Raw genomic sequence first — 4,117 nt, forward strand, 5'->3', positions numbered from 1 at the left:
ACACGGCGGGCGAGCTGAACGTCTCCACCGACGCCGAACTGGGCAAGGTGGTGACCGACAGCCTCGGTCTGACCCTGTACCGCTTCGACCAGGACACCGCCGAGCCGCCGGCCTCCAACTGCGAGGACGACTGCGCCAAGACCTGGCCGCCGGTGCCCGCCGAGGACGCCACGGCCGGCGAGGGCATCGACAAGGCGCTGCTCGGATCGGTCGACCGGGCCGACGGCACCAAGCAGCTCACCGTCGCCGGCTGGCCGGCCTACCGCTACGTCAAGGACGTCAACGCCGGCGACGTCAAGGGCCAGGGCGTGGGCGGCAAGTGGTACGCGCTGAACCCCCAGGGCAAGAAGGCCCAGGCGGCCGACCGGCCCGGACTGTCCACCCGTGAGGACGCGAAGCTGGGCGAGATCGTCGTCGACGGGAACGGCATGACCGTCTACCGCTTCATGAAGGACGAGGCGTGGCCGAAACCCGTGTCGGCCTGCACCGGCGCCTGCCTGGAGAAGTGGCCGGTGGTGTCGCCGGTCGACTTCGAGGACACCAAGGGCATCCAGGAGAAGGGCTACATGACCTTCACCCGCCCGGACGGCGCCGACCAGCAGACGATCAACTGCTGGCCCATCTACACCTTCGCCGGTGACAAGGCTCCCGGCGACACCAACGGTCAGGGCGTCGGCGGCACCTGGTACGCCGTACGGCCCGACGGAAAGCCGGTCGGCGCGTCGGAGAAGTAGCAACCTCCCCCAAGGGTGTCGTCCGCTCCGGACGTCGCCGGCCCCGCGTCCGCCCCTCCGCAGTCCGCGGAGGGGCGGACCGTTTTGCCGTGATTCACCGGCACCCGTGGAATTATCGGCACCCTTCTCCGCGTACTTCTCGGCGTGACGGAACTCTCCGGAATGCCGTGGGCACATGTCGTCACGCTTCCGCGGGGCGCCGAATAGGCACGTGCCACTGGCAGTGACCGGTAACGGATGGTCAATTTCCGTTTGGGGTCGCTCCTTTGCCGGGCGATCAGTAGCCTCTGCTCGAACACCGGATCGCCTACGCCTTGGAGAGATACATGGAGCGTCCCGCCTGGGCCCCGCGGAGCATCGACATCTCGGTGCCCAGCGTCTCCCGGATGTACGACTACTACCTGGGCGGTTCGCACAACTTCGAGGTCGACCGGGAAGCGGCCCGCAAGGCCATGGAGTTCATGCCGGGCCTGCCCAAGATCATGCAGGCGAACCGTGCCTTCATGCGGCGGGCGGTGCGTTTCGCGGCCGGTGAGGGCATCACCCAGTTCCTGGACATCGGTTCCGGCATCCCGACGTTCGGCAACGTCCACGAGGTGGCGCGGGCGGCCGTACCGGACGCCCGCGTGGTGTACGTCGACCACGACCCGGTGGCCGTGGCGCACGGTCAGGCCGTTCTGGAGGGCGACGAGGGCGCGGGCGTCGTCGCCGCGGACCTCCGGAAGCCGCGGGAGATCCTCGACAGTCCCGAAGTGCTGCGGCTGATCGACCTGAATCGGCCGGTGGCGCTGCTCCTCGTTGCCATACTGCACTTCGTGGAAGACGCGGACGACCCGTACGCGGCGGTGGCCGAACTGCGCCAGGCCCTCGCGCCCGGCAGCATGCTCGTGCTCACCCATGCCTCGTACGAGGGGATCCCGCTGCCGGCGGAGCGGGCCGAGGGGGCGGTGGACGTGTACCAGGACATTCGCAACCCGCTGATCATGCGCACGCGCGACGAGGTCGCGCGGTTCTTCGAGGGGTACGACATGGTGGAACCCGGACTGGTGCCGATGCCGCAGTGGCGGCCGGACACCGCACCGGAGGACGAGGATCCCTACGCGTTCTCCGGTTTCGCGGGCGTGGGGCGTACGGCGTGAGCGCGGAGCCGGACGGGCCGGAGGACAGACTGCGCCGGTTCGCGACGATCTGGAGCCGGGCGGTCTTCCCGGTGACCTCGACGTCGTCGACCCGCCCGGAGTTCGAGGAGCGGCTGCTGCCGCTGGCCCGGCTGCTGAGCGAGGCGCTGCGGGCCCGGTCGTTCGACGCGGACGCGGGCCGGGCGGCCGGTGCCGCGCTGGTGGAGGCGCACTGCACCGACCCGGAGGCGCTCAGCCGGACCCTGGACTGCGTGGACGCCTATCTCGTCCTGTACTGCGGCGAGGGCGGTGACCGGGAGGACCTGCGGGCGCGCTCCGCGAGGCTCCAGCACGCCATGGCCGCCGGGTTCGCGCAGGCGCTGCGCGAACGGACGCTGGCCGAGCAGGAGGCCGTCGCGCGGGCCGCGCTGGAGGCCCAGGGGGTGGTGGCGCAGGCGCTGCACGCTACCGAGGCCCGGTTCCGGGCGGTGTTCGAGGGCGCGGCCATAGGGATCGGCATCGCCGACCTGGAGGGCAACATCCTCCAGGTCAACGGCGCGCTGCGGCGCATGTTCGGCCTGACCGAGCAGGCCCTGCGCGGTCGCAACGTCAAGGAGTGGGTCCACCCCGACGACGCCCCGCAGACCTGGCGGCTCTACGACGAGCTGGTGAGCGGTGAGCGTGAGCACTACCACCTCGAAAAGGCGTTCTACCGCCCGGACGGAACGGTCCTGTGGACCAATCTGACGGTGTCCCTGCTGCGTGACGCCGACGGCGACCCGCAGTACCAGCTCGCCCTCATGGAGGACACCACCGAGCGGCGGCTGCTCAACCTCCGGCTGCGGTACGAGGCCACCCACGACGCGCTCACCGGGCTGCCCAACCGGGCGTTCTTCTTCGAGCGGCTGGAGAAGGCGCTCGGCGCCGGCGAGGGCCAGCGGTTCGGGCTGTGCTACCTCGACCTGGACGGCTTCAAGACCGTCAACGACAGCCTCGGGCACGCGGCCGGCGACCGGCTGCTCGTCGAGGTCGCCGACCGGCTGCAGGCCTGCGCCACCGCGTCCGGCGAGATGGTGGCCCGGCTCGGCGGCGACGAGTTCGTGGCGCTGACCACCGGCCCCGGCACCGAGCGCACCGTCGACGAGCTCGCCGCCCGCATCATGAACGCGCTGCTCGCCCCGATCAGTGTGGACGGCCGGGAGCTGACCGTGCGCGGCAGCATCGGCATCGTCGAGGGACCGGCCGGGGAACGCAGCGCGGCGGAGGTGCTGCGCAGCGCCGACATCACCATGTACCGGGCCAAGTCGGCGGGCGGCAACCGGTTCGAGCTCGCCGACCCGGAGGCGGACGCCCGCGCCATCACCCGGCACGGGCTCACCACGGCGCTGCCGACGGCCCTGGACCGGGGCGAGTTCTTCATCGAGTACCAGCCGCTGGTGCACCTCGGCGACGGCAGTGTGCGGGGCGCGGAGGCGCTGGTGCGCTGGCTGCACCCGCAGCACGGGGTGCTGTCCCCGGACCGGTTCATCCCGCTCGCCGAGCACACGGGGCTGATCGTTCCGCTGGGCCGCTGGGTGCTGGAGCAGTCGGTGCGCCAGGCCCGTGAGTGGCGGGACCGGCACGGGGGAGAGGCGCTCGGCCCGCTGCGCATCAACGTGAACCTGTCGCCCTGCCAGCTCACGCATCCCGGGCTGGTCCAGGACACGGTGGAGATCCTGGAGCGCACGGGGATGACGCCGGACGCGCTGTGCCTGGAGGTGACCGAGTCGGCGCTGATCGGCGCGGACGACGACCTGCTGAAGCCGCTGCGCCGGCTGGCGGAGATGGGCGTCGACATCGCGCTGGACGACTTCGGCACCGGCTACTCCAACCTGGCCAACCTGCGCCGGCTCCCGGTGAGCGTCCTGAAGCTGGACCGTTCCTTCACCCAGAGCATGCAGCGGTTCCCGGCCGACCCCGTCGACCTGAAGATCGTCGAGGGGATCGTATCCCTGGCCCACAGCCTCGACCTCGCGGTCACGGTGGAGGGCGTGGAGACGGGAGCGCAGGCCGAGCAGTTGCGCGTCCTCGGCTGTGACACGGCGCAGGGCTGGTACTACGCCCGGCCGGGGCCGCCGGACCGTCTCCACGAGCTGGCCCTCGTCGACGCGACGGGCTAGCCGCCCAGTGGCTCGGGGGCGCGGGCCGTCCGGTGGCCGCGGGCCGGTCGTGGCCTGTCGCGCCCACGCGGCGGAGCCGCGCATGTGCCTGCCCCGCGCCCCTGGG

3 protein-coding genes are annotated in these 4,117 nt (G+C 71.6%); all 3 read left to right on the forward strand.

Going from position 1 to position 4,117, the window contains the following annotated elements; genetic code table 11:
* Positions 1-734: SCO0930 family lipoprotein (locus B7767_RS21785; protein ID WP_085573686.1), on the forward strand; the 734-nt coding region annotated here is incomplete at its 5' end.
* Between the two features lie 326 nt (positions 735-1,060).
* Positions 1,061-1,873: an SAM-dependent methyltransferase gene (locus B7767_RS21790; protein WP_085573687.1), complete on the forward strand. Its 813-nt coding sequence runs from the start codon at positions 1,061-1,063 to the stop codon at positions 1,871-1,873.
* Entirely contained in the window at positions 1,870-4,011 is a 2,142-nt protein-coding gene (locus B7767_RS21795) for a bifunctional diguanylate cyclase/phosphodiesterase (protein WP_085573688.1), read from the forward strand. Before B7767_RS21790 ends, B7767_RS21795 begins: the two co-directional genes overlap by 4 nt.
* Positions 4,012-4,117: the final 106 nt, after the last annotated feature.

Source organism: Streptomyces sp. 13-12-16 (genome assembly GCF_002114215.1).
Taxonomy (GTDB): Bacteria; Actinomycetota; Actinomycetes; order Streptomycetales; family Streptomycetaceae; genus Streptomyces.

Excerpts from the sequence above, each read along its gene's own strand:
- B7767_RS21790 (WP_085573687.1), top strand. The coding sequence starts at position 1,061 with ATGGAGCGTCCCGCCTGGGCCCCGCGGAGCATCGACATCTCGGTGCCC.